General features: G+C 71.1%; 22 protein-coding genes, 1 tRNA gene and 1 pseudogene. 7 read left to right on the forward strand and 17 right to left on the reverse strand.

Annotation, left to right across the window (positions count from 1 at the left end):
* Nucleotides 1-28: 28 nt before the first annotated feature.
* From ABD808_RS27905 to ABD808_RS27920, 4 genes are all read right to left on the reverse strand, one after another.
* Nucleotides 29-196: a hypothetical protein gene (locus tag ABD808_RS27905; RefSeq protein WP_344902472.1), complete on the reverse strand. Its 168-nt coding sequence runs from the start codon at nucleotides 194-196 to the stop codon at nucleotides 29-31.
* A gap of 71 nt (nucleotides 197-267) precedes the next feature.
* Nucleotides 268-356: transfer RNA gene (locus ABD808_RS27910), tRNA-Ser, on the reverse strand.
* A 36-nt stretch (nucleotides 357-392) separates the two neighbouring features.
* Entirely contained in the window at nucleotides 393-752 is a 360-nt protein-coding gene (locus tag ABD808_RS27915) for a cupin domain-containing protein (protein ID WP_344902475.1), read from the reverse strand.
* 22 nt (nucleotides 753-774) lie between these two features.
* A complete protein-coding gene (locus tag ABD808_RS27920) occupies nucleotides 775-2,808 on the reverse strand; it encodes a MinD/ParA family ATP-binding protein (protein WP_344902478.1) in 2,034 nt (677 codons plus the stop codon).
* Between the two features lie 174 nt (nucleotides 2,809-2,982).
* Between ABD808_RS27920 and ABD808_RS27925 the strand changes: the two genes are divergently transcribed.
* Together ABD808_RS27925 and ABD808_RS27930 are read left to right on the forward strand one after the other, a co-directional pair.
* Nucleotides 2,983-3,939: an NAD(P)H-quinone oxidoreductase gene (locus ABD808_RS27925; protein ID WP_344902481.1), complete on the forward strand. Its 957-nt coding sequence runs from the start codon at nucleotides 2,983-2,985 to the stop codon at nucleotides 3,937-3,939.
* 13 nt (nucleotides 3,940-3,952) lie between these two features.
* Nucleotides 3,953-4,492: a bacterial proteasome activator family protein gene (locus tag ABD808_RS27930; protein WP_344902484.1), complete on the forward strand. Its 540-nt coding sequence runs from the start codon at nucleotides 3,953-3,955 to the stop codon at nucleotides 4,490-4,492.
* A 63-nt stretch (nucleotides 4,493-4,555) separates the two neighbouring features.
* Here ABD808_RS27930 and ABD808_RS27935 read toward each other — a convergent pair whose 3' ends face one another.
* The 6 genes from ABD808_RS27935 to ABD808_RS27960 form a co-directional block, all read right to left on the reverse strand.
* A complete protein-coding gene (locus tag ABD808_RS27935; RefSeq protein ID WP_344902487.1) occupies nucleotides 4,556-5,359 on the reverse strand; it encodes an HAD family hydrolase in 804 nt (267 codons plus the stop codon).
* A gap of 64 nt (nucleotides 5,360-5,423) precedes the next feature.
* Nucleotides 5,424-6,683, reverse strand: a complete 1,260-nt coding sequence (gene serS, locus ABD808_RS27940; RefSeq protein ID WP_344902490.1) for a serine--tRNA ligase — start codon at nucleotides 6,681-6,683, stop codon at nucleotides 5,424-5,426.
* A 52-nt stretch (nucleotides 6,684-6,735) separates the two neighbouring features.
* Complete coding sequence (locus ABD808_RS27945) at nucleotides 6,736-7,536, reverse strand: class I SAM-dependent methyltransferase (RefSeq protein ID WP_344903516.1); 801 nt, start codon at nucleotides 7,534-7,536, stop codon at nucleotides 6,736-6,738.
* 109 nt (nucleotides 7,537-7,645) lie between these two features.
* Nucleotides 7,646-8,584 (reverse strand): prephenate dehydratase, encoded by a 939-nt coding sequence (gene pheA / locus ABD808_RS27950; protein ID WP_344902493.1) that lies wholly within the window; start codon nucleotides 8,582-8,584, stop codon nucleotides 7,646-7,648.
* Nucleotides 8,585-8,736: 152 nt separating this feature from the next.
* A complete protein-coding gene (locus ABD808_RS27955) occupies nucleotides 8,737-9,198 on the reverse strand; it encodes a DUF4446 family protein (protein ID WP_344903519.1) in 462 nt (153 codons plus the stop codon).
* Nucleotides 9,198-10,502, reverse strand: coding sequence for a glycosyltransferase 87 family protein (locus tag ABD808_RS27960; protein WP_344902496.1), 1,305 nt, complete (start codon nucleotides 10,500-10,502; stop codon nucleotides 9,198-9,200). Before ABD808_RS27960 ends, ABD808_RS27955 begins: the two co-directional genes overlap by 1 nt.
* 54 nt (nucleotides 10,503-10,556) lie before the next feature.
* On the opposite strand from ABD808_RS27960, the gene ABD808_RS38655 reads away from it, so the two are divergent.
* Nucleotides 10,557-12,809 carry a hypothetical protein gene (locus ABD808_RS38655; protein WP_425548985.1) on the forward strand — a complete coding sequence of 751 codons (2,253 nt, stop codon included), beginning with the start codon at nucleotides 10,557-10,559 and terminating at the stop codon, nucleotides 12,807-12,809.
* 496 nt (nucleotides 12,810-13,305) lie between these two features.
* Here the strand turns inward: ABD808_RS38655 and mptB are convergent.
* The 3 genes and pseudogenes from mptB to ABD808_RS27975 form a co-directional block, all read right to left on the reverse strand.
* A pseudogene (gene mptB / locus ABD808_RS38660) lies at nucleotides 13,306-14,196 on the reverse strand (polyprenol phosphomannose-dependent alpha 1,6 mannosyltransferase MptB); the annotation flags it as partial.
* On the reverse strand, nucleotides 14,193-14,945 hold the full coding sequence (locus ABD808_RS27970) for a glycosyltransferase family 2 protein (RefSeq protein ID WP_344902502.1): 753 nt from the start codon (nucleotides 14,943-14,945) through the stop codon (nucleotides 14,193-14,195). The pseudogene mptB and the gene ABD808_RS27970, both read right to left, overlap by 4 nt.
* A 147-nt stretch (nucleotides 14,946-15,092) precedes the next feature.
* On the reverse strand, nucleotides 15,093-15,428 hold the full coding sequence (locus ABD808_RS27975) for an STAS domain-containing protein (protein ID WP_344902504.1): 336 nt from the start codon (nucleotides 15,426-15,428) through the stop codon (nucleotides 15,093-15,095).
* Nucleotides 15,429-15,670: 242 nt separating this feature from the next.
* Here ABD808_RS27975 and ABD808_RS27980 point away from each other — a divergent pair, with 242 nt between their 5' ends.
* Both ABD808_RS27980 and ABD808_RS27985 read left to right on the forward strand, forming a co-directional pair.
* Nucleotides 15,671-16,030, forward strand: a complete 360-nt coding sequence (locus tag ABD808_RS27980) for a hypothetical protein (protein ID WP_344902507.1) — start codon at nucleotides 15,671-15,673, stop codon at nucleotides 16,028-16,030.
* A 41-nt stretch (nucleotides 16,031-16,071) separates the two neighbouring features.
* Entirely contained in the window at nucleotides 16,072-16,731 is a 660-nt protein-coding gene (locus ABD808_RS27985) for a hypothetical protein (RefSeq protein ID WP_344902510.1), read from the forward strand.
* Between the two features lie 13 nt (nucleotides 16,732-16,744).
* On the opposite strand, the gene ABD808_RS27990 is transcribed toward ABD808_RS27985, so the two are convergent.
* Complete coding sequence (locus ABD808_RS27990; protein ID WP_344902513.1) at nucleotides 16,745-16,912, reverse strand: hypothetical protein; 168 nt, start codon at nucleotides 16,910-16,912, stop codon at nucleotides 16,745-16,747.
* Between the two features lie 169 nt (nucleotides 16,913-17,081).
* On the opposite strand from ABD808_RS27990, the gene ABD808_RS27995 reads away from it, so the two are divergent.
* On the forward strand, nucleotides 17,082-17,252 hold the full coding sequence (locus ABD808_RS27995) for a hypothetical protein (protein ID WP_344902516.1): 171 nt from the start codon (nucleotides 17,082-17,084) through the stop codon (nucleotides 17,250-17,252).
* Between the two features lie 12 nt (nucleotides 17,253-17,264).
* On the opposite strand, the gene ABD808_RS28000 is transcribed toward ABD808_RS27995, so the two are convergent.
* The 3 genes from ABD808_RS28000 to ABD808_RS28010 form a co-directional block, all read right to left on the reverse strand.
* Complete coding sequence (locus ABD808_RS28000; protein WP_344902519.1) at nucleotides 17,265-18,158, reverse strand: endonuclease/exonuclease/phosphatase family protein; 894 nt, start codon at nucleotides 18,156-18,158, stop codon at nucleotides 17,265-17,267.
* A gap of 159 nt (nucleotides 18,159-18,317) precedes the next feature.
* Nucleotides 18,318-18,755: an EF-Tu C-terminal domain-related protein gene (locus ABD808_RS28005; protein ID WP_344902522.1), complete on the reverse strand. Its 438-nt coding sequence runs from the start codon at nucleotides 18,753-18,755 to the stop codon at nucleotides 18,318-18,320.
* Between the two features lie 37 nt (nucleotides 18,756-18,792).
* A complete protein-coding gene (locus ABD808_RS28010; RefSeq protein ID WP_344902525.1) occupies nucleotides 18,793-19,026 on the reverse strand; it encodes a winged helix-turn-helix domain-containing protein in 234 nt (77 codons plus the stop codon).
* A 166-nt stretch (nucleotides 19,027-19,192) separates the two neighbouring features.
* Here ABD808_RS28010 and ABD808_RS28015 point away from each other — a divergent pair, with 166 nt between their 5' ends.
* Nucleotides 19,193-19,450: a hypothetical protein gene (locus ABD808_RS28015; RefSeq protein ID WP_344902528.1), complete on the forward strand. Its 258-nt coding sequence runs from the start codon at nucleotides 19,193-19,195 to the stop codon at nucleotides 19,448-19,450.
* The last annotated feature ends 113 nt before the right edge of the window (nucleotides 19,451-19,563 follow it).

Consider the following 19,563-nt stretch of genomic DNA (forward strand, 5'->3'; position numbering starts at 1 on the left):
CCGTCAGACGGGCACGGGCACGACGGCGTCAGGCGAGCATGGCGATGATGACCACGAGGGCCACGACGACCACGACCGCCGCGGCGATGCCGCCGATGAGCGCGACGTTCGGCCCGGACTTCTGCGGCGGCGCCTGGGCGGCGAAGTTCTGGAACTGGTGGGTGGTACCCGCCGGGTCTTGGGGTGTCTGCGACATGCCGACGAGGGTAACGGATCGAATACGACCGAGCCGGGCACTTCGGACACCAGGCGTGGCGGCGGTGTGAGCGGAGAGTGTGGGATTCGAACCCACGAGGACTGTCCCCAGCCCTGGGCGCTTTCAAGGCGCCTGCACTAGTCCACTATGCGAACTCTCCAGATGACCACCGCCCACGATAGCGGCACCGTCGTCGTCACGGCACGGCGTATCCGGGGATGGACGGCCAGCGGACGGTCATGACGACCGACTCCTCCTCCGCGCACCACGAATGGTCGACGCCGCGTGCCCACACCACGTAGTCGCCCTGCTCGGACAGCACCACGTCACCATCGCGGAACTCCATCCGGAACCGGCCGCTGACCAGCACCAGCAACGCGGTGCGTCGCTCGCCCGTCGTCCATTCGGCGCGGCGCTCCCCCTTCGGGTGGACGCCCCACTTGACCTCGACCTCGTCGCTGCGACGCAGCTCCCCCGGCGGCTTGAAGTGCCCGAGCAGCCAGCCACGGTCGGCGGCGGCGTCCGGACCCGCCTTACCCACGTACACACCGTTCACGAACCGTAACGCTAGCGGGCGATCACGCCTGTGGACGCTGGTAGGCGAAGCCGTCGCCGACGACGGCGGCCAGGTTCAGGTACGCCTCACGGGTCGCCGGGGCGAGCTGCTCCAGCTCGACCTCGGCCCCCTCCTCCAGGTGGTCGTCGTACGGGATGCGGACGACGGCGCGGCAGCGGCTCTCGAAGTGGGCCTGGAGCTTGTCCAGGTCGACCTGGCTGCGGGTGCGGTTGCGGACCATCGACAGCACCACCACGCCGTTCCGGACGAGATGGCCGTGGTCGTGCGCCTCCAGCCAGTCCAGCGTGGCGCTCGCGGAGCGGGCACCGTCCACCGACGGGGAACTGACGAGGACGAGCTGGTCGGCCAGGCTCAGCACGCCCGCCATCGCGGAGTGCAGCAGGCCCGTCCCGCAGTCGGTGATGCAGATCGAGTAGTACTGCTCCAGGACGACGGCCACGGCGGCATAGTCCTCGGCGCTGAACGCCTCGCTCACCGCCGGGTCGCGGTCGGACGCCAGCACTTCGAGCCGCGCGTTGTTCTGCGAGGTGAACGCCCGGACGTCGGCGTACCGCTGGATCCTGTCCCGGCTGTTGAGCAGGTCGCGGACGGTCGCGGCCGTCTCCAGCTTGACCTTGTCCGAGAGCGTCCCGCGGTCGGGGTTGGCGTCCACCGCGATGACGGTGTCGCCGCGCAGCGAGCCCAGCATCGAGCCGAGTCCGGTCGTGGTGGTCGTCTTGCCGACGCCGCCCTTCAACGACATGACGGCGACCCGGTGGTGCCCGCCAGCGACAACGGTCCGCGCCCGCGCGATCAGATCCTTGCGGCGCAGGTCACCCTGCGACTCCCCCGGGTGGATGCTGCCCGCGGTCGCCTTGTAGACCGCGCGCCGCCACCCAGAGGACGGCGCGATCCGCCGCTCGCCGAGCAGGTTCTCGGAACTGAGGCTGTCGGCGTTCTGCGGCTGCTGCGCCTGCCCGGGATACCCCTGCGGATACCCGTACCCCTGCACGGGCTGGCCGGTGTTCGGGTCGATCGGCACGTACGGTTGCCCGGTGTTCGGATCGACCTGCGCGTACGGCTGCCCAGTATTGGGGTCGACCTGCGCGTACGGCTGACCCGTGTTCGGGTCGACCCGGGGATAGGGCTGCCCGGTGTTGGGATCGATCGGCGGGAACTGCTGACCGACCATCCCCGGGTCCTGCGCGTAAGGCTGGCCAGTGCTCGGGTCGATCGGAGGCAACTGCTGACCCGCCGCGTTGGGGTCGGACGGCGGGTACGGCTGACCGACCATCCCCGGGTCCTGCGCGTAAGGCTGGCCAGTGCTCGGGTCGAACGGCGGAAACTGCTGACCGGCCATGTTCGGGTCTGGGGGATACGGCTGGCCGGTGTGGGGGTCGAAGGGCGGGAATAGCTGGCCGCCCATGTTCGGGTCCTGCGGGTATGGCTGGCCGATGTTCGGGTCGAACGGCGGGTACGGCTGACCGCCCGGGCTGGGGTCGGGAGGTATGGGCTGGCCGGTGTTGATGTCGAACGGGACGTACGGCTGGGCCGGGGGCTCGGGGTTCTGCGGGGGAAGCTGCTCGGACGGGTACGGCGGCAGCTGTTCGAGGGGCGGCGCGATCGTGCCGTTGGCGTCGTACGGTGCCTGCGGCGGCGGGTACGGCGGGGGCAGCATTCCGCCGTCGAACGGCTGCGGCATGGGCCCGCCCTCGTACGGCGGGGGTTGCGGCGGCCCGAAGTTGTCGGGCGGAAAGCCCTCGGGGGCCTGCTGGAACGTGGGCGGCGGCGCGCTGAGCCAGGGGTTGGCGTTGGGGTCGAACTGCTCGTTCGGGGGCGGAGGCGGAGGTTGCGGGACCGCTCCCGGCGGCGGCGCGTTCTCCTGCTCGGCCGGGCCCTGCTGCGGAGCCTGCTGGGGAGGCTGCTGGGCCTGTTCGCCCTCGGCTCCGGAGGGCGGGGTCTGCTGGGGAGGTTGGGGAGTCGAGTCTCCGCTCATCGCGTCCAGGGAGGCCAGCCGTTCTTCGAGAGAACGCCCGTCGTGCTCGTTCCTTGCCACCGTTCTTCCCCCTCGGGCACGCCTCTGATGATCGACACGGGTGCAGGTGGGCAAACAGACCCCCACGCAGGATACCCGCGCACTAATACCATGCGTCCCCTGCGGAGATCGACGTTGGGGATGGGACGGACGAGCCAGCCGTGGCACGTCCGGGCGCCCGGTAGCGTGGCCGGTATGCACGCGATCGTGATCCGCGAACCGGGCGACGCCGACGTCCTGGAATGGCGGACGGTGCCCGATCCGGCGCCGAAGCCCGGCGAGGTCCTGGTCGACGTCGCGGCGAGCGCCGTCAACCGCGCGGACGTCATGCAGCGAAAAGGCTTCTACCCGCCCCCGGACGGCACCCCGCCGTACCCCGGTCTTGAGGTGTCGGGCCGTGTCGCTGAACTCGGCGCCGACGTCACCGGCCCGCGGGTCGGCGACGAGGTGTGCGCGCTGCTCAGCGGCGGCGGATACGCCGAACGGGTCGCCGTGCCCGCCGCGCAGTTGCTTCCGGTGCCGCGCGGCGTGGACGTCGTCGACGCCGCGGGCCTCCCCGAGGTGGCGTGCACGGTGTGGTCGAACGTGTTCATGCTCGCGGGCCTCAGCGCCGGGGAGACCCTCCTGGTCCACGGCGGCGGCAGCGGCATCGGGACGTTCGCGATCCAGCTCGCCAAGGCGCACGGCGCACGGGTGGTGACGACAGTGGGCAGCGAAGAGAAGGCGGCCCGCTGCCGCGAACTCGGCGCAGACGTCACCGTCAACTACCGCGAAGACGATTTCGTCCAGCACGGCCCGTACGACGTCATCCTGGACCTGATCGGCGCCAAGTACCTGGCGCGGAACGTGGACGCGCTCGCCACCGGCGGTCGGCTGATGGTGATCGGGTTGCAGGGCGGCACGAAGGCGGAGCTGGACATCGGCAAACTGCTGAGCAAGCGCGCGCTCGTGCACGCGACGGCGCTGCGGTCGCGTCCGGACGCGGAGAAGGCGGAGATCGTGGCGAGCGTCCGCGAGAACGTGTGGCCGCTGCTGGAGTCCGGCGCCGTCCGGCCGGTCGTGGACCGCCGGATCCCGATGCCGGACGCGGCGAGCGCGCATCGGCTGCTCGAAGAGGGCGGTCACGTCGGCAAAGTCGTGTTGACCGTGTGAGGATGAAAGGACTATGAGCGAGCCTTCGAAGAACCATTCTGAACAGGATCCGCAGATCCTCGTCGTCGGCCCGAACGGATTCACCGTCGAGGGCGCCGGTGACGGCGAACCCGAGGGCAAGTCGGTCACCGACATGGTCGAGCAGCCCGCGAAGGTGATGCGGATCGGCGGGATGATCCGGCAGTTGCTGGAGGAGGTCAAGGCCGCCCCGCTGGACGAGGCGAGCCGGGCCCGCCTCCGGGAGATCCACAGTTCGTCCATCAAGGAGCTTGAGGACGGTCTCGCCCCCGAACTCGTCGCGGAGCTGGAACGGCTGTCACTGCCCTTCACGGAGGGGACGGTGCCGAGCGAGTCGGAGCTGCGGATCGCGCAGGCGCAGCTCGTCGGCTGGCTGGAGGGCCTGTTCCACGGCATCCAGACGACGCTGTTCGCCCAGCAGATGGCCGCGCGGGCCCAGCTGGAGCAGATGCGGCGCGCCCTGCCCGCCGGGATGATGCCACCCGGGGCGGACGACGATTCCCCCGGCAGCCACTCGTCCGGCCCCTACCTGTAGGACACGACTGCCTGTAGGACACGACGTGAACGGCCGCATCCGCACGCGCGGGTGCGGCCGTCCCTACGGGAAGAGGCGTTCGAGAACCTCCGCGACACCGTCGTCGTCGTTGCGGGACGTCCGATGCGTGACGGCGGCCAGCACCAGCGGATGCGCGTTCGCGACCGCATACGATGTCCCCGCCCACGTGAGCATCGCCAGATCGTTCGGCATATCGCCAAAAGCCGTGACGTCACTCGACGCGATCCCGTGTTCAGCACACAACGAGGCAAGCGCGCTGGCCTTGGTAACGCCATGCGCGCTCATCTCCAGCAACCCATGCCCGGACGAATGCGTGACGGTCACGATGTCGCCCACCGCCTGGACGGCCTTCTCCACCAGCGAGTCGGGGTCGGCATCGGGCTGGAACGCCAGCAGTTTCGCGCCGTTCTGGCGGACGAGTTCGGCGACGTCCACGACCCGTCCGCCGAGGGACTCGACGTCCCAGCCCTCGACCAGGTAGCCGTCCTCGACCACGAAACCGGTCGGGCTCTCCACGGCGAACCGGAACTCGGGCGAGATGGCGCGCAGCCGCGCGACCGCCTCGGCGAGCACGTCGGCGGGGATCTCCCGGGTCCGCAGAATGGTCTCGGTGTGCAGGTCGTACACGACGGCGCCGTTGGCGCAGATCGCGACGCCGCGATGCCCGACGGCGGCCGCGACCCCCGCCATCCAGCGCGGCGGACGCCCGGTCACCATCACGAGCATCGCCCCGGACCGCTCCACCCGGGCCAGGGCCGCGATCGTGCGCTCCGAGAGCGTTCCATCGGAACGCACGATCGTCCCGTCGAGATCGGTGGCGATCAGACGCGGCACAGGTTCAGACATGTCACCTTCCAGGGCAGATGCGAACAACCCTAGGTGACGCCTCCGACGGTCGCTCCGGCGGGCTTCAGCGGTCGACGGGTTCCAGGACGTCCTGGCCCAGGAACTTCCGCAACGCCTTGGGGACGCGAACCGTGCCGTCCGCCTGCTGGTGGTTCTCCAGGATCGCGACCATCCAGCGTGTCGTCGCCAGGGTGCCGTTCAGCGTCGCGACCGGACGGCTGCGGCCGCCGTCGTCCTTGTACCGGACCGAAAGCCGCCGCGCCTGGAACTCGGTGCAGTTGGACGTCGACGTGACCTCGCGGTACGTGTTCTGCGACGGCACCCACGCCTCGCAGTCGTACTTGCGGGCCGCGCTGGCGCCGAGGTCGCCCGCCGCCACGTCGATCACCCGGTAGGGCACCTCGACCTTGGCGAGCATCTCCTTCTCCCACTCCAGCAGCCGCAGATGCTCGGCGTGCGCGTCGGCCGGGTCGCAGTAGGAGAACATCTCCACCTTGTCGAACTGGTGGACGCGGATGATGCCGCGCGTGTCCTTCCCGTACGAACCGGCCTCGCGGCGGAAGCACGACGACCAGGCCGCGTACCGTCGCGGCAACCGGTCGATGATCTCGTTCATGTGGTAGGCGGCGAGCGGGACCTCCGACGTCCCCACCAGGTACAGCTCCTCGTCCGGAAGCTGGTACACCTCGGCGGCGTGCGAGCCGAGGAACCCCGTGCCCTCCATCGCCTCCGGCTTCACCAGAACCGGCGGGTACATCGGGACGAACCCGCTCGCGACGGCCTGCTCCACGGCGAGGTTGAGCAGCGCGTACTGGAGTCGCGCGCCGACGCCCGTCAGGTAGTAGAACCGCGCGCCCGACACCTTCGCGCCGCGTTCCATGTCGATGGCGCCGAGGGACTCGCCCAGCTCCAGATGGTCCTTCGGCTCGAAGTCGAACTTCGTCGGCTCGCCGACATGCTCCAAGACCACGAAATCCTGCTCGCCGCCGGGAGGAGCACCGTCCTCGATGAGATTCGGGACGCCCTTCAGCACCGCGTCGAGTTCCGCGCCGAGCCGGTCGGCCTCGGCCTCGGCCGCCTTGACCTGCTGCGCCAACTCCTTGGCCCGCGCCAGCAGTCGCTGCCGCTCGTCGCCCTGCGCCTTCGACACCGATTTGCCGAAACTCTTCTGCTCCGCCCGCAGCCGCTCGAACGACGTCAGCGCCGTCCGGCGCCTTTCGTCCAGGTCGAGCAGCCGGTCGACGACGCCGTCATCCTCACCGCGGGCGCGCTGCGAGGCGCGCAGCCGCTCGGGATCCTCTCGAAGAGCTCGCAGGTCGATCACAGACCCGAGGCTACCGGCCGGACCCCCTCCCGCGCGCGCGACTATCGCCGCTTCAGCGGATCCCGCTCGCGAGCAGGGCGTGCGCGGGGAGCGCCACCCTTCCGTCCGGAAGCGCGTAGCCGGCGATGATCTCGTCGTAGGCGGCCTTGATCCGGGCGACGGTCGCCGCGTCCTGCCGTCCGACGATGACGCCGTTGGTGCCGACCCGGGACAGCGCGCCCGTCTCCCACCACTCCTCCGGGTCGACGGCGTGCTCCCACGTCACCTCCTCGACCGTCACGTCACCGAACCCGGCCTCCGCCACCAGCCGCCGGAACGCCGCCGTCTCGCCGTACTCCATGAACGGCGACGCCGGGATGTCGTCCGGCCACGGCACCTCCGCCCGCTCCGTCGCCTCCCGGACGATCCCGAGCGCGCCGCTCCCCGGCATCACCCAGCAGCTCAACGCCAGCCGCCCGCCCTTTCCGAGCACCCGCCGCAACGCGGCGAGCGCCACGTGCGGCTCCCCCACGTGGTTGATGACGAAGTTCCCGGCCACGGCGCCGAACGTCCCGTCCGGAAACGGCACCTCGGGCAGGACGGAGACATGCGCGTCAAGCCCGGGAACGTTCCGCCGCGCCGCCTCCACCATGCCGGGCTCGGCGTCCATCGCCGACACCACGGCCCCTCGGCGCACCGCCGCCCGCGACACGAACCCGGGCCCCGTCCCCACATCAAGGAACCGCGTCCCGTCCACGACCCCGGCCGCGTCCAGCAACGGATCAACCATGTACCGGGTGACCCGAGCGAACCCCCGCTCATACGCGGGCGCACGCCCGTCCCACAGATCCCGCTCATAAAGATCGAAGTCCATGACCACGCCCGCAGCCTACGACAGCGAACGTCAACGAAGCCCTTATGACCGTGCGCGATCAGGGCATGACAACACGCCCCTGGTAACGCCGACGTGTGGGCGGGCGCGGCTAGGGGCGGCCGGTGCGGATTGAGGTGAGCCAGGTGGCGGCTTCGGTGAAGTCCTTGTCGTGGGTGCCGCGGCGGATGGCGGGGCGGACCTGGTCGGCGCGGGGGTAGGAGCCGACGAAGCGGACGTCCGCGCAGACGCGGCGCAGGCCCATCAGGGCCTCGGCGACGCGGGCGTCGGCGACGTGGCCCTCGAAGTCGAGCCAGAACAGGTAGGAGCCGAGACCGGCGCCGGTGGGGCGGGACTGGATGAGGGTCAGGTTGATGCCGCGGACGGAGAACTCGGTGAGGATCTCCAGCAGGGCGCCCGGGTGGTCCTCGCCGATGAACGCGACGATGGTCGTCTTGTCCATGCCGGTGGGGGCGGGCGGCGGGCAGGGGCGGTGCAGGACGACGAAGCGGGTGACGGCGTCGGCGACGTCGTGGATGTCCTCGGCGAGGACGGACAGGCCGTAGCGGGACGCGGCGAACGACCCGGCGAGGGCGGCGTCGTAGTGGCCGTCGGCGACGTGCTGGGCGGCCTCGGCGTTGGACGTCGCGGCGCGCCACTCGGCGTCCGGCACGTTGTCGAGCAGCCAGCGGCGGCACTGCGGCTGCGCGATCGGGTGGGACGCGACGGTCTTGATGTCGGCGAGCCCGGTGCCGGGCCGGACGAGCAGCGCGAACGAGACCGGTAGGTGGATCTCGCCCACGATGTTGAGGGGCTCGCCGGTCGCGAGCTCGTCCAGGGTCGTCGGGACGGAACCCTCCACGGAGTTCTCCAGGGCGACGACGGCGGTGTCGGCCTCCTCGCGGCGCAGGGCGTCGAGGACGGCGGGGACGGTCGCCAGCGGCAGGTGCTCGGCCTCGGCGGCGCCCGGGAGGGTCAGCAGCGCGGCCTCGGTGAACGTGCCCCGCGGACCCAGGTAGGCGTAGCGCTCCGGCCTGTCGTCTGCGGTCACGGGGTCTCCCGGTGCGTGGGTTCCTGGTGGGTTTCGCGTCGGAGACCGATTCTACTGCCCGGAACGTCAAGCCCCGGTTGTCAGGCGCCGCGCATTGTCAGGCGCCGCGCATTGTCGGGCGGGCGTTGTCCGGCGGGCGTTGCCGGGCGCTGTCAGACGCCGCGCGCGGTGGAGGTGCGGTCGCCGTTGCCGAAGTCGGGGAGCGGGTCGTCCATCGTGATGATGGGGCCCTTGCCGAGGCGGGCGGCGCGCAGGGCTTGGTTCTCCTCGGGGGAGAGCATCTCGACGGGGTGTCCGTCGCGGATGGCCTTGGCGTAGGTGCGGGTCTCGGTGCGCCCGTTGATGGAGCTGATGACGATGCCGTCGCCGACCGCGTTGATCAGGGCGAGGGAGAAGGACCGGTGCCCCGACATCTCCTTGAGGGCGTCGTAGTGGACGATGGCGAGATCGCGCAGGGCGCGCTCGTCCGCCGACCCGCTCGCGACCTGGAGCTGGCGCCTGAGCATTTCCCCGCACTCGTCGACGATCTGGTTCACCCGGTTGTGGGCGACCACCGCGATGGAGAGCCCCGCAACCCCGGCGACCAGACCCGCGACGGCCACCGCGACAAGCATCACGGGCTGAGCGTACCCATCCTGACCTCGGGTTGCGAAGGATCTTCGTCGGCGATCCCCGGTTCCGTTCGTCCGATCAGCCAGGTTCCAAGGACGACAATCGACGCGAGCGCGGCGATTCCGAACAAGTCACGGGTGACCTGTCCTGCGAATTCCGAGATGACGGAGTGCTCCGGACCGATCAGGGATCGTCCCCACCATGGGACCGGGAACAGGAACAGGAACCAGAGACCGAAGGCGGCCAGGCACCGCCGGACGTCGCGTCCGTCCCCCGCGAGGGCGCCGAAAACGGCGATCATCCAGACGAGGTGGTGGATCCAGCCCACCGGCGACAGCACGACCGACAGCAGCCCGACGATCGCGACGGACGCGAGGAGCAGGCTGGACGAGTCGGCCCCCGTCCGCAGCTCGGCGGCCTCGGACGCGCGCCGCGCCCACACGAACCCCCAGTACGCGACGATCAGGGCGAGGACGAGCCACACCAGCGTCCGGGCGGGCCCCTCGGGCAGGATGCGCGCGACGATCCCCTGCACGGCCTGGTTGGTGGTGCCGTCGACCGCGCCCGTCCGGTCGCCGCCCTGGAGCAGCGCGCCGAACCAGTAGTCGGACGAGTCGTGCGGCAGCAACGCGAACCCGCCGAGCGTCGCGGCGGCGGCGGTGAACAGCGCGTTGCCGAGCGCGTCCCGCCGCCCGGTGATCAGGAAGTAGATCAGGAAGACGCCCGGCACCAGCTTGATCGCCACGGCCAGCCCCACGAGCGCGCCGCGCGGCCAGCGGGGCGCCCGGGCACAGCAGTCGGCCAGGCACAGCGCGAGCAGGAACACCCCGACCTGGCCGAACCGGAACTGGTCACGAACCGGGTCGAGCCAAGCCATCGCCGCGACCAGCACACCCGTTGTGAGCGGTGCCCAGCGTCCGGTACGGCGGATCAGGTCACGGAAGGCGTACCGCACACAAATGACGAGTGCGACACAGATAAGACCCGTCCACACCAACTGCGCAGCCCGCCACGGCATCACCGTGAACGGCACCGCCAGAACGGCCGCGAACGGCGGATAAGTGAACGGCAGAAACTGCGGCGGCTGCGTCAGAACGTCGTACAGCGGAGCACCCCGCAGGATGGCCCGCCCGCCCTCCCGATAGACCTCCAGATCGACAAGCCGCTGGTCGGGCTCGTTACCGAGCCACCGCGCCGCGATCGGCGACACCGCCACCACGACGACCACGACCCCCGCGAGAACGGCCAGCAGATCGGCCGCCGTCCACCGCCGCCCACCGACCGCCTGCTCCCTCGGACCGTCCACAGCCCGCAGGATATGGCCCCAACACGGTCATCGCCCTCTTGTACCCTGAGCCCCATGACTTTGCGGGGAGCCAAGATCGGTGTGTTCCTCGCTTTTCTGATCACTGTGCTCACGGCGTTGCCGGTCGCTGTTTCGGGTGGGTCGGTCGCCCGGGCGGAGGCGGCGCCGAGCGGGCGGGTTGTGATCGTTGGGGTGCCGGGGCTGATGTGGAGTGACATCGGTCGGACGGAGACGCCCGCGTTGTGGAAGTTGGTGGCGGGGGGGTCGGCGGCGGGGCTGAGCATCCGCACTACCAGGACCAACACGTGTCCGACCGATGGTTGGCTGACGTTGTCGGCGGGGCAGCGTTCGCGGTTGCCGCATCGTAGTTGTGCGCTTCCGGCGGCGCCGATCCTGCCCGGTCAGCGGTCCCCCACGGGCCCGCCGCCGGTTGGTGGGGCCATCGCGCCCGGCTGGCCCGAGATCAAGAGTGACAACGCCGACACCAACTACCACGCGCAGGTCGGGCTGCTCGGCGACGCCGTCCAGCGGGCGGGTGGCTGCACGACGGCGGTCGGGCCCGGCGCGGTGTTCGGCGTCGGCAACGGCGGGGGGCGGGTGGACCGGTACGTCGACGCCCCCGACCGGGCGACTCCCGAGGATTGGGCGCGCTGTTCTCTTACCGCCGTTGACGTGGACGACCTTTTCCGCGCCTACATCGACGCGGGCGTCAACGCCAAGGGCGAGCAGATCCCGCTGTCGGAGCGCAAGCGGGCCGACGCCACCGCCGCGGCGGACCGCCGGGTCGCGCAGGTCGTGGCGGGTGTCCCGGACGGGACGACGGTGCTGGTCGCCGGGCTGTCCGACATCGGCGTCGCCCCGCACCTGCGCGTCGCGATCGCGCGGAGCAAGTCGAGCGGCGACACCGGGCTGTTCGGACGCGGGTACATGTCGTCCAGCGCGACCCGGCAGGACGGCCTGGTCACGCTGACCGACCTCACCGCGACGGCGCTGAAGCTGCTCGGGCTGCGGCAGCCGAAGGAGGCCGTCGGGTCGCAGTGGCGGACGCAGCCGTCCTCCGACTCCACGCAGGACCGGGTCGAGTCCCTGGAGGACCAGGACGTCGCGGCGCAGGCGATCCGCAGTGTCCAGACGTCGTTCTACTGGGTGCTGTTCGCGACGCAGCTCGTCCTGTACCTGATCGCGGCGTTCGCGCTGCGGCGGGTCGGCGGTGACCGCAGGTCGCGGGCGCGGATACTGGGCGGCACCCGGGTGATCGCGCTGCTCGGCGGCGCGGTGCCCGGCGCGTCGTTCCTCGCGGGGCTGCTGCCGTGGTGGCGGGCCGACAGCGCGACGCCCATCCTGATCTGTACGGTGATCGGCTTCGCCGGGCTGCTGACCGGGGTGGCGCTGGCGGGGCCGTGGCGGCGGTCGGCGTTCGCTCCCGGACTGGTGATCACCCTGGTGACGGCGCTGGTCCTGGCCCTGGACGTGATGACCGGGTCGAAGCTCCAGCTGAACACGCTGATGGGGTACACGGCGCTCGTCGCCGGACGTTTCTACGGTTTCGGCAACCAGGCGTTCTCGCTGTTCGCGGTCGCCGCGATGCTGACGGCGGCGTGGCTGACGGAGTTCCCGGTCCGCGCGGGACGCAAGCGGCTCGCGCTCGGCATCGTCGCGGGCATCGGCGCGTTCGCGGTCGCGGTGGACGGCCTCCCGGCGTGGGGCAGCGACTTCGGCGGCGTGCTGGCGATGGTCCCCGCGTTCGCGATGCTGGGCCTGATGGTCACCGGGCGGCGCGTGTCACCGCTGAAGCTGGCGCTGTTCTGCGTGGCGGGCGCGGTGCTGGTGCTGCTGATCTCCTACGTCAACTCCAAGAGCGCCAACCCGACGCACCTCGGCCGGTTCTGGCAGGACCTCATGGACGGCGACGCCTGGGGCGTCATCGTCCGCAAGTTCGACGCCATGGTGCACAGCATCGGCTACTGGCATCTCACGCTGCCGCTCGCCGCCGCGCTCGGGTTCCTGTTCTTCGTCCTGGCGCGGCCTACGCGGTGGCGGGTGTCGCTGCTCCAGCGCGCCTACGAGCACAGCGTGACGATGCGTCCCGCGCTGCTGTGCGCGCTGACGGTCGGCGTGATCGGGACACTGGTGAACGACTCGGGCATGGTGATCCTGTCGGTCTCGTTCAGCCTGGCGACTCCGCTGATGCTCGCCGCCGGGGTCCGGTCGCTGGAGATCGATCTGTGGAACGAAGACTCTGAATCGCCAGCGCCGTCAGAATCGCCAGCAGAGTCCACGGAACCACGGTCGGCCGAACGACGGTGAACAGCCAGGACAGGTCGTCCGGCAGCTTGATGCGGGCGGGCGCGCGGGCGGGCAGGTAGGCGAGGCTGAGGGCCGTGGTGTGGGCGAGGAGGATCCAGTCGACCCGCGTCCACGGGAGTAGGGCGAGCACGGCCCAGCCGAACCCGTCGTACCAGGGCAGCGCGTAGGGCGCGGCGAGCAGCCACGCGAGGACGAACGCGGCCGCGATGCGCCGGTGCTCCTCGTCCGCCGCTAGGAGACCGCCCCGCTGGACGCCGCCCGGCTCGTCGTCCTTGGGCAGGACGCGGGCGAGCAGCACGAACAGCACCAGCCCGAGCAGGACGGCGCCCGTCTTGATGATGGTGCGCTGACCGCCGCGTCCGAGGGACTCGTCGAGAAGGTGCCAGGGCGTCGCGAACGAGACCATGTCGCTCGCCTCCCGCACCCGGTCGAGCGCGTGCGGCCCGGCCAGCGCGTAGGAGACCGCCGAGACGGCTCCGGCCCCGGCGACCAGGGCGGCGAGGGCGCCGATCGACCGCCACCGGCGTTCGGTCCGCGCGTCGCGCAGCAGCGTCCAGGCGGCGCCGCCCGCGACGAGCGCGGCGGGCACCTTGATCGCCGCACCGGCCGCGGCGAGCACGCCCGCGGCGAGCGCCCGTGCCCAGCCGGGACGGGCCCGTCCGCCGAACACGGCGAGCGCCGCCACCATCGGCGCGATGGCGAGGACGTCGTTGTGCGCGCCCGCGACCAGGTGGAACAGCACGAGCGGGTTGCACGTCCACAGGAGGGCGGTGCGGAGCCGTCGTTCCTCGTCCTTCGCCGTCCGGTAGAGGATCAGCGCCGTCACCGCGAACGCGAGCGTGTTCACGACCGACAGGACGAACACGGTCAGCCGCACCGATCCGTCGCCGATCCACGCAGCGAACGCCTGCTCGCCTGTCGCGATCGGCCCGTACACCGAGGGCGTGGTCCGCCATTCCTCGGGCGCCCCGGCGACGGGGTCGCCCGGCAGGTCCACGGCGCGGGTCGCGTACGGGTCGTGGCCGGTCGCCGCCATCCGCCCGTACGAGGCGTAGTTGAGGTGGTCGGTGGACCCGACCGGCGGCATCACCATGAACGCGAACGCGACCAGCAGCCCGGCGACCACCAGCGGACGCGCCCCGACCCGCCAGCCCCTGCGGGCGGCGACGAAGCACAGGACGAGCCCGGCGGCGCCCACCGCGACCCCCGTCACGACGAGCCCGATCACCAGGTAGGGGGACGGGTCGACGTTCAGCGAGAACGGCGGCTCGTGGCGCGGGCCCCCCAGGGCGGGCTGGAACACCGACGGCCCCAGCAGCGCGGTACAGAGAAAGCACGCCAGACTGAGCCCGATGCCGCCCAGCCCGATCGTCCCGAGTCGGGTCACCGGCGGCTGCCGCGAAGGCCGTCCGGGCTCCGGGTCAGCGCGCGTGCCAGCCGGGTCGTGGCGGGCTCGCGGGCGGCGAGCGCTCTGGCCACGTCCCGGAACTGCCGGGCGCGATGCAACTGGGCGCGCAGGTCGGTGCCGGTGGCGCGGTGCGCGAGCGGCACCTCGACCTCCGCGACGCGGAAGCCCTGGCGGAGCAGGTCGATGGTGAGCGCGGTCTCGACGCCGAACCCGGCGGCGAGCGGCAGCGCGGCGTCGAACGCGGCGCGGGTCAGGCAGCGCTGCCCGTTCAGCGGGGCCGTCGCCTCCCAGCCGGTGGCGCGGCGGATCCCGTCGCGGGACAGCCGGACGACGAACCCGTGCCCGCCGAGCTTCACGGTGGTGGTGAACACGGCGATCGTCATGTCGGCGTCGCCGGAGCGCACCGGCTCGGTCAGCGGCGCCGCCTCGCGGGCGGTCTCGGCGAGGTCGGCGTCGAGGAACAGCAGGTGGCGGGGCTCGTCGCGGCCCTCGTCCAGCAGCCGGACGGCCTCGGCGCCGCTCTCCATCGCGGCGCCCTTGCCGCGGTTGCGGCTGTGCCGGACGACCCGTGCCCCGGCCTCCCGGGCGACGCGGTCCGTGCCGTCGGACGAGCCGTCGTCGATCACGATGACGAGGTCGGCGCCGGGGAGTTCCTGGGCGGCCTTGACGGTGGCCGCGATGCGGTCGGCTTCGTCCTTGGCCGGGATGATCACCGCTACGTCCTGCATATCGGCGATCGTAGTCCGTGGCGGCGGTGCGGCGGGTCGCGCGGTCGGGAACGATACGAGCCGTTACCCGCGCGAACGGCCCGCGTCGCCGGGCGTTCACCCGCCGGGACGGGTCAGCCGACCGGACGGGTCACTCGGCGGGACGGGTCAGCCGGCGTCCAGGGCCGGGACGGCGTCGTTGACGGTGAAGACGGTGTCGAGCCCGGTGACCTGGAGGATGCGCCGGACGGCCGGACGCGGGGCGGCGAGGTCGAGCGCCCCGCCCTGTTCCTTGAGTCGCTTCATGGCGGCGAGCAGCACGTTCATGCCGGTCGAGTCGCAGAACTCGACCCCGCTGAGATCGACCGTGATCCGGTCGATCTGCTCGCGCAGCAGCCCAGCGAGGGCCGCCTGTAGCCGCGGCGCGGTGTAGAGGTCGAGCTCACCGGTCGCCGTGACGACGGCGTGACCCTCCTGAGACGCGGTCGAAACGTTTAGCTCCACGTCCGGCACACTATCTCGCGAACGGCCCGTGGGCCAGACAGTTCGCCAAGTCCCCTGTGGCACGGGCGTGTCGCCGCCCGGTCAGGCTTGTACGCTTTGAGAACTACACACCGTAATGGACCGAATTCAGTTTCGGTCGAGGTTCCGGGCACGGGCCTAAGCGATCTCGGCGGTTCCCCTCTCGCCGGGCGCCAGAGTAAGAGAGGCTGTGCACGTGCAACAGCGGAGGTGGTGTGCCGCACATGGAGACCGACCCGAGAGAGGCCCGGCTGCGCGAACGCCTGGAGGCGATCCGCGTGCGTTCGGCGAAGTCCAGTTCGTGGCGGACGTCCACCCGCTATCTGAACCGCCTGACCAACCGGGACGGCTTCGTCCCCATCAAGACGCGCCTGTCCCGTGAGGATCTGGCGTTCCTCGCCGGTGCGCGTGACGAAGTCCTGACATTCGCCGACCTGGGCGTCCGGTTGCTCGACCTGCACCGCCCGCAGGAGGCGGGCGGCATCTCCAGCGACCCCGACAACCCGATCCGGCGCTGCCGGGCGTGCATGTCCCGCTGGCCCTGCCCCACCTTCCGCGCCATGGCCGAGTCGCTCGATCCCTGAACCGTCTCGCGGTCCCGGAAGATCACCGCTTTAATGGCCGGATGGCTCGAACACGCACAGCCACCCCCCTCTTCGGAACCATCGCGCTCGTTCTCGTCGGCGGCGCGGTCGCCACGGTCGCCGGGACGATCCTGATGTTCGCCGCGATCTACGAAACTGACGTGCTGGTGGGATTCCGCCATTCCACCGCCTATTACGCGCTGTTGTGCGCCGTCGTCGGTTTCCTGACCGCGATCGGGCTCATGATGACCCGTCCGCGCGGGCCCGTCGCCCCGATCGTCGCGGCGATCTCCGGGTATGTCGCGCTCTTTGTCGGCGTCCGGACGGGCATCCTCTCGTACGCCTTCACGCACGGCTCCGTCCCGTCCGACTTCGTCGTCGAGGTGCTGAAGCCGCACTTCGACAAATGGGACCTACTGGCGCCCGTCGTCGCCGGGGCGATCGGCGGCCTGCGCGTCCTGATGGTCGCGGGCAGCCTCCAGTCGAGCCGCCAACCCGGCGGACATCTCCCCCAGCCCGGCCAGCCATTCGCCCAGCCGGGCCAGCCGTTCGCCCAGCCGGGCCAGCCATTCGCCCAGCCGGGCGGCTACGCCCCGCCGCACCAGCAGCCCGCGCCCGGCCAACCGCACCAGCCGCCCGCATCCGGCCAGCCGTACCAGCCCCCGGCGCAGCCCAACCAGCCCCCGGCACAGCCTTACTGACCTGCGGCGCGGCTCAGACCGGGTACCTGGTGGCCTCGTCGAGTTTGGGGTTCCCCGGGTCGGCGATCACCTGGGGCTTGGGCGGGACCTCCTGGACGGCCACCGTGTCTTCCAGGGGGATTCTCGCGGGCAGGGTCCGCCAACGGTCCGCCGGGCTTCCCGCCCACTGGTCATCGCTCATATGACCATCATGCACCGGCGTCGCGCACAAGAGGAGGGGCAGGGACGGGTCAGGGTGGGCCCCGAGCCGGGTATCAGGGTGGATCTCCGCCGAACGTCTGGCACCGAGCCGTTCGGGGTCGTCCCCGAGAGTGATGCCCTATGCCGGGACGAGCGCATACGGTGGGGGCATGGGTAAGACGATTCTGACCATTCTCGGTGTCATCCTCGCGGTATGGCTGGCGATGACCGTCATCGGCGCCATCCTGTCGATGCTGAAGCTCTTCTTCTTCGTCGGCTTCATCGCCGTCCTGGTGGTCCTCGCCGTGACGGCCGTGTCCAAGATGTCGAAGAGCCGTTAGCGCGGCGGCCGATCAGCGGTAGCGGACCACGGCCGACAACGGCCGGTGGTCCGACACCCTCACCCGGTCCGCCGGCACGCTGCACGACACGGCGGCTGACCGGTTGATGAAGAGGTAGTCGTCCTTCTCCACCGCGGCGCCCGTCCAGTTCTGGCGGGTCCTGGCACCGGAACGCGACGTCCCGGACTGGTCGCACTCCGCGTACGACTTGTACAGCGAGTCGAAGGCCCGGTTCTGCGGCGCGGCGCCGAGATCACCCCCGAACAGGACCCGTCCGCTCCCCGCGAGACCGGCGAGCGCGTCGGCCTGCCTGCGCCGCCATTTCGCGTCCTCGGGCTGTTCCAGCCGCGTGACGCACACCCGGGTCGTCCAGGACGGCACGTCGCCGCACAGCGCGATCCGCGCCTTCCCGGCGGGGGCCGGGAGGTTCGCGTGCTCCGGCTCGACGAGCCGCGCGGCCGTGCCGATCGCGACGCCGAGCCGCCCCTGCCCGTCCGCGCAGGACGGGCCCTTGGACGGCGCCGCGAACGCCCACGACCAGCTCGACAGCCAGCCGACCTTCTTGAACGCGCGCACGTTCCCCTCGCAGACCTCCTGGAGCAGGACGGCGTTCGCCGTGACCGTGCGCCCCCCGACCTGCGTCGCCCGCATCCGCTGGACGATCTCCTTCGTGAGCCTGCCGGGAGCGGCGCCGAGCGGGCACCCTGGCCTGGCGCCCCCGCACACGTTCCACGACATCGCCGTGACGGTCACGGCGGCGCCGGGACGGTTCGCAGCGCTGTCGGCATGGGCGGGACCGCCCCCGCCCGGCAGACCCTCGATGTTGGCTCCCACCGCCGCGGCGGTGACGACCGCGGCGGACGCGCAGATCGAGAGAAGCGGAATCAGGGCGCGGGCAGATCGCACACGTTCTCCAGACGGGGGGTCAGCCGGGGACGATTCCGAAATCCCACCACATCAAGATCGCCCTTCGCCAGCGATTCGCCCTCATCACCGGACCAAGTCCCCAAAGTCCCCACACGGGGAGGAAGGCCCGGCGGGTCCCCGCCGGGCCTTCCGATGCGGCTAGTCGAGCAGTTCGGTGACCGTTCCGGCGCCGACCGTCCGCCCGCCCTCGCGGACGGCGAAGCCGAGGCCCTCGGTCATCGCGACGGGACGGCCCAGCTCGACGGTCATGTCGACCGCGTCGCCGGGCATCGCCATGCGGCCGTCCCCGCCCAGGTCGACGCCGCCGACCACGTCCGTCGTCCGAAAGTGGAACTGCGGCCGGTAGCCGTGGAAGAACGGCCGACTCCGTCCGCCCTCGTCGGCGGTCAGCACCCGGACGCGCGCCCGGAACCGCAGATGCGGCCGGATCGCGCCCGGTACGCTGACGACCTGCCCGCGCCGCACCTGGTCGCGCTTGACCCCGCGCAGCAGCATGGCCGTGTTGTCGCCCGCCTCTGCCCGGTCCATCGCCTGCCCGAACCTGTCGAGCCCCGGGGCCTGTAGAAGGTCGCGCACATAGAGGGTCGTGCACAGCCACACGACGCGCGTTGGGCTAGTCCTCCGGCTTGACGAACACGCCTCTCCCACGGACACCGATGACTCGACCCTGCTCGCGGAGGATGGCGATCGCGTCCGTGACGGTTCGAGCGGAGATGTCGAACTCGTCGGCGAGCTGCGCGGCGGTGGGCAGTTTCGAGCCGCGCCGGTACTCGCCAGATGCGATCCGAGCAGCGATCACCGCCACTAGCTGGTCCCGTAGCGGCTCAATGCCATCAAGCTGCGCCATGTCGTAACGGTACGGAACGGGACGCAATGCTTCCGTTCGCTGCGTTTCTATTCTCTTCTCAACTCTGCGTAACTAAGCGCATGGTGGGGAGTGAGCGGCCCCGACACGGCGGTAGCGCGCCGTGTCGGGGCCTACGGACCGACCGCCCGTGGAGGCGACTCGACCCATGACCCCAGATGCTATGCCCGCGCTGTACGCGCTTGGCAGCGTGCTGCGCGCCCACGGATACACGGCGGAGACGACCTCGGAAGGGCTCCGCGTGTCCCGTGATGACGGCCTCGCCGAGGTCATCACGGTGAACCCCCGGGAGGATGACGGCGGGCGGTTGTGGTTCTTCACCGTCCGCCAAGCCCCGCTCGCGGAGGCGGCCCGCATCACGGATGCGCTCATGGCCGTGAAGTCAAGGCTGAACGGTGGGGGTTAGCCCAGTGATCAGGGAAACTCTCATCTGGGCCCTGGTGACGTCCAGCGGCGGGTTCGCGGGGTTGTTGTCCGCCGCGATTGCGGTGGACCGGAGGCGGCCTCGCTACCGGGGCA

It is taken from the genome of Actinomadura meridiana (assembly GCF_039537545.1).
GTDB lineage: Bacteria > Actinomycetota > Actinomycetes > Streptosporangiales > Streptosporangiaceae > Spirillospora > Spirillospora meridiana.

Excerpts from the sequence above, each read along its gene's own strand:
- ABD808_RS27905 (WP_344902472.1), bottom strand. The coding sequence starts at position 196 with ATGTCGCAGACACCCCAAGACCCGGCGGGTACCACCCACCAGTTCCAG.
- ABD808_RS27925 (WP_344902481.1), top strand. The coding sequence starts at position 2,983 with ATGCACGCGATCGTGATCCGCGAACCGGGCGACGCCGACGTCCTGGAA.
- ABD808_RS27930 (WP_344902484.1), top strand. The coding sequence starts at position 3,953 with ATGAGCGAGCCTTCGAAGAACCATTCTGAACAGGATCCGCAGATCCTC.
- ABD808_RS27935 (WP_344902487.1), bottom strand. The coding sequence starts at position 5,359 with ATGTCTGAACCTGTGCCGCGTCTGATCGCCACCGATCTCGACGGGACG.
- ABD808_RS27945 (WP_344903516.1), bottom strand. The coding sequence starts at position 7,536 with ATGGACTTCGATCTTTATGAGCGGGATCTGTGGGACGGGCGTGCGCCC.
- ABD808_RS27955 (WP_344903519.1), bottom strand. The coding sequence starts at position 9,198 with ATGCTTGTCGCGGTGGCCGTCGCGGGTCTGGTCGCCGGGGTTGCGGGG.
- ABD808_RS38655 (WP_425548985.1), top strand. The coding sequence starts at position 10,557 with ATGACTTTGCGGGGAGCCAAGATCGGTGTGTTCCTCGCTTTTCTGATC.
- ABD808_RS27970 (WP_344902502.1), bottom strand. The coding sequence starts at position 14,945 with ATGCAGGACGTAGCGGTGATCATCCCGGCCAAGGACGAAGCCGACCGC.
- ABD808_RS27980 (WP_344902507.1), top strand. The coding sequence starts at position 15,671 with ATGGAGACCGACCCGAGAGAGGCCCGGCTGCGCGAACGCCTGGAGGCG.
- ABD808_RS27985 (WP_344902510.1), top strand. The coding sequence starts at position 16,072 with ATGGCTCGAACACGCACAGCCACCCCCCTCTTCGGAACCATCGCGCTC.
- ABD808_RS27990 (WP_344902513.1), bottom strand. The coding sequence starts at position 16,912 with ATGAGCGATGACCAGTGGGCGGGAAGCCCGGCGGACCGTTGGCGGACC.
- ABD808_RS27995 (WP_344902516.1), top strand. The coding sequence starts at position 17,082 with ATGGGTAAGACGATTCTGACCATTCTCGGTGTCATCCTCGCGGTATGG.
- ABD808_RS28010 (WP_344902525.1), bottom strand. The coding sequence starts at position 19,026 with ATGGCGCAGCTTGATGGCATTGAGCCGCTACGGGACCAGCTAGTGGCG.
- ABD808_RS28015 (WP_344902528.1), top strand. The coding sequence starts at position 19,193 with ATGACCCCAGATGCTATGCCCGCGCTGTACGCGCTTGGCAGCGTGCTG.